The organism is Pseudomonas sp. MD195_PC81_125, assembly GCF_014060985.1.
Taxonomy (GTDB): Bacteria; Pseudomonadota; Gammaproteobacteria; order Pseudomonadales; family Pseudomonadaceae; genus Aquipseudomonas; species Aquipseudomonas parakoreensis.
This window is the reverse complement of the sequence record NZ_JABULD010000431.1, coordinates 1-3,357: the sequence shown is the minus strand read 5'-3', so window position 1 is coordinate 3,357 and position 3,357 is coordinate 1. Positions and strand designations below refer to the sequence as shown.

Genomic DNA, 3,357 nt, shown 5'->3' with positions numbered 1-3,357 from the left:
GGCAGCTCCTACAGGGTTTTGTGAACACCTGTGTAGGAGCTGCCGAAGGCTGCGATCTTTTCCGGCGCGCCGATTATATCGAGCCCAGCGAAAAGTTACTCCAGTGCCTTCCAGATATCCGTGGCGTACTCACGAATGGTCCGGTCAGAGGAAAACCAGCCCATCCGCGCCGTGTTGAGCACTGCCGAACGCCACCAGTTGTTAGCGTCGTGCCAGTGCGCATCGACGCGTTTCTGTGCTTCCCAGTAGGAATCGAAGTCGGCGCAGACCAGGAAGCGGTCGTAGTCCACCAGCGAATCAATCAGCCCGGTATAGCGCGACGTGTCATCCGGCGAGAACACGCCACTGCGGATCGCTTGCAGCACGTCGCTCAAACGGTGCGACGCGGCGATGTCCGGCGCGGCGCTGAACTCGTGGTTCTGTTTGCGCGCTTCAACCTGCTGCGCACTGAGGCCGAAGATGAACATATGCTCGGCGCCGATGCGCTCGCACATTTCCACGTTGGCACCGTCGAGGGTGCCGATGGTCAGTGCGCCGTTGAGACCGAACTTCATGTTACTGGTGCCCGACGCTTCGAAGCCGGCCGTGGAAATCTGCTCGGACAAGTCCGCCGCCGGAATGATGCTCTCGGCGAGGCTGACGTTGTAGTTGGGCAGGAACACCACCTTCAGCAAACCACGCACGGTCGGGTCGTTGTTCACCACCCGGGCGATGTCGTTGGTCAGCTTGATGATCAGCTTGGCCTGGTGATAACTCGCGGCCGCTTTACCGGCGAAGATCTTCACCCGCGGTACCCAGTCCACTTCCGGCTCGGCACGAATCGCCTGATACAGCGCCACCGTGTGCATCAGGTTGAGCAACTGGCGCTTGTATTCGTGGATCCGTTTGACCTGCACGTCGAACATCGCCGCCGGATTGACCGCGATCCCCAACCGCTCGTGAATCAGATAGGCCAATGCTTTCTTGCTGTGCAGGCGCTGCTCGGCGAAGGCTTTGCGGAACGTGGTTTTCTCGGCGAACGGCTCCAGATCGAGCAAGCGCTCTTCCGGGTTATCCAGCACCTGCGGGCCGAGTGCATCGACCAGCATCGAGGTCAGTTCGGAGTTGGCCTGGAACAACCAGCGGCGGAAGGTGATGCCGTTGGTTTTGTTGTTGATCCGCTCCGGGTAGAGCTTGTGCAGTTCGGCGAACACGGTCTTGCGCATCAGTTGCGTGTGCAGACCGGATACGCCATTGACGCTGTGCGATCCGAGGAACGCGAGGTTGCCCATGCGCACCCGACGACCGTTGTCTTCTTCGATCAGCGACACCGCGCGCAGCACGTCGAAATCATGAATGCCCTTGGCGCGCAGCGAGTCGATGTGCTGCGCGTTGATCAGGTAAATGATCTGCATGTGCCGCGGCAGCATGCGCTCCATCAAACCGACCGGCCAGGTTTCCAGCGCCTCGGGCAACAGTGTGTGGTTGGTGTACGACAGCGTGTCGACGGTGACTTGCCACGCCGCATCCCAGGCCACGTCGTAGACGTCGACCAGTTGCCGCATCAGTTCGGCGACAGCAATCGAAGGGTGGGTGTCGTTGAGCTGAATCGCTGCGTGATCGCCCAGGGTCAGCACCGAGGTGTGCATGTTGCGATGGCGCCGCAGCAAATCCTGCAGCGAAGCCGCGACGAAGAAATATTCCTGACGCAGGCGCAATTCCTGCCCGGCCTCAGTGCTGTCCGCCGGGTAAAGCACCCGGGAAATACTTTCGGCGCGGGCTACCTCAGCCACCGCGCCCAGGTGGTCACCGGCGTTGAAGCGCTCAAGGTGCAGATCTTCCATGGCGCGTGCACGCCACAGGCGCAGAGTGTTGACGCTCGCCCCACGCCAGCCGACCACCGGCGTGTCGTAGGCAATCGCCCGCACGGTTTCCGCCGGCGACCAGACCTGTTTGGTCTTGCCACTGGCATCGGTGACGGTTTCGACGCTGCCACCGAAGCCGATGGTGTACACCACTTCCGGACGCTCGAATTCCCACGGGTTGCCGAAATCCAGCCAGTGTTCGGTCTGCTCCTGCTGCCAGCCATCGACGATGGCCTGGCGGAACAACCCGTGTTCATAACGAATGCCGTAACCGTGCCCGGCAATGCCGAGGGTCGACATGCTTTCCATGAAGCACGCCGCCAGACGCCCTAGGCCACCGTTGCCGAGCGCCGCATCGGGTTCCAGCAGACGAATGCGTTCCAGATCGACACCCAGTTCGGTCAGCGCTTCACGCGCGACGTCCAGCAGGCCGAGGTTGCTCAGGCTGTCGTAGAGCAAACGGCCGATGAGAAATTCCAGCGAGAGGTAATACACCCGCTTCTGGCCTTTGCGGTAGATCTGCCGGGTGTGGTCCATCCAGTGTTCGACCATGTGGTCGCGTGCCGCCAGGGCAATGGCTTCGAACCAGTCATGGTCAAAGGCGTGATCCGGGTCTTTGCCCACCGCATAGGTGAGCTTGGTCAGGACGGCATCGCGGAATGCGGCCACCTCTGCTTCGCGAACTAGTGGTTCTTGAGTCATCGATAGGACCTCGAGCGAGCGGGGAATTGTCTGAGCCTAGACGGTCTGACCGACGGTAGAGGCGCAGGTTCGGCAGTTTTTCCGAAGACGGTGAGATAGCCCGGCATTACCTTGGCGAGTGGGCTAATGAATGCAGGGGCCGTGCCGGACTGAATGGCATTTACACGGCGTTTGCAAAAATCTGGCGAAAGGTTGTTCAAAAATCCACCAGTCCCGGTATGATCGCGCGCCCTGATGCACACACGCCTGGTAACCCCCGATGATGAAGCCCAACCTGATTGCCGCCGCCGAGATCGACCGTCTCGATACGTGGGCCAAATATTCGGCCCCGATGTGCGGCTCTTGTGTCTCCAGCTGCTGCACCCTGCCGGTCGAGGTCAAGATCAAGGACCTGGTACGCATCGGCGTGGTCGACGAGTTCGAGCTGGGCGATCCGCCGAAGAACATCGCCAAGCGCCTGCAAAAGGAAGGGCTGGTCGAGCGCTTCAACCAGAAATCGGGGATCTTCACCCTGCAGCGCATGAGCAACAACGATTGCTACTACCTGGATCGTAAAAGCCGCCTGTGCACCATTTATGACAAGCGCCCGGACACTTGCCGCAACCACCCGAAAATCGGCCCGCGGCCGGGGTATTGCGCGTACAAGCCGAAAGAAGTCGAGCGGGTGCAGAATTCGCGGTCGATCGAGAAGTTCTGACCTTTCCTGAATTTTTCGGCGCCTGTCCGGCCGCCATCGCTGGCAAGCCAGCTCCCACATTGATTGTTGTCGTACACAAGATTCATGTGCGACGCAAAACCCTGTGGGAGCTGG

At 60.4% G+C, this 3,357-nt stretch carries 2 protein-coding genes; one reads left to right on the top strand and one right to left on the bottom strand.

Going from position 1 to position 3,357, the window contains the following annotated elements; translation table 11 throughout:
- Positions 1-95: 95 nt before the first annotated feature.
- The gene (locus tag HT737_RS17545; protein ID WP_047290859.1) at positions 96-2,546 is read right to left on the bottom strand and encodes a glycogen/starch/alpha-glucan phosphorylase; all 2,451 of its coding nucleotides are present in this window, start codon (positions 2,544-2,546) and stop codon (positions 96-98) included.
- Between the two features lie 259 nt (positions 2,547-2,805).
- Between HT737_RS17545 and HT737_RS17540 the strand changes: the two genes are divergently transcribed.
- Positions 2,806-3,243: a YkgJ family cysteine cluster protein gene (locus tag HT737_RS17540; RefSeq protein WP_007961740.1), complete on the top strand. Its 438-nt coding sequence runs from the start codon at positions 2,806-2,808 to the stop codon at positions 3,241-3,243.
- Positions 3,244-3,357: the final 114 nt, after the last annotated feature.

What these genes read in the sequence shown, in the direction of transcription:
- HT737_RS17540 (WP_007961740.1), top strand. Translation starts at nt 2,806, where the DNA reads ATGATGAAGCCCAACCTGATTGCCGCCGCCGAGATCGACCGTCTCGAT.
- HT737_RS17545 (WP_047290859.1), bottom strand. Translation starts at nt 2,546, where the DNA reads ATGACTCAAGAACCACTAGTTCGCGAAGCAGAGGTGGCCGCATTCCGC.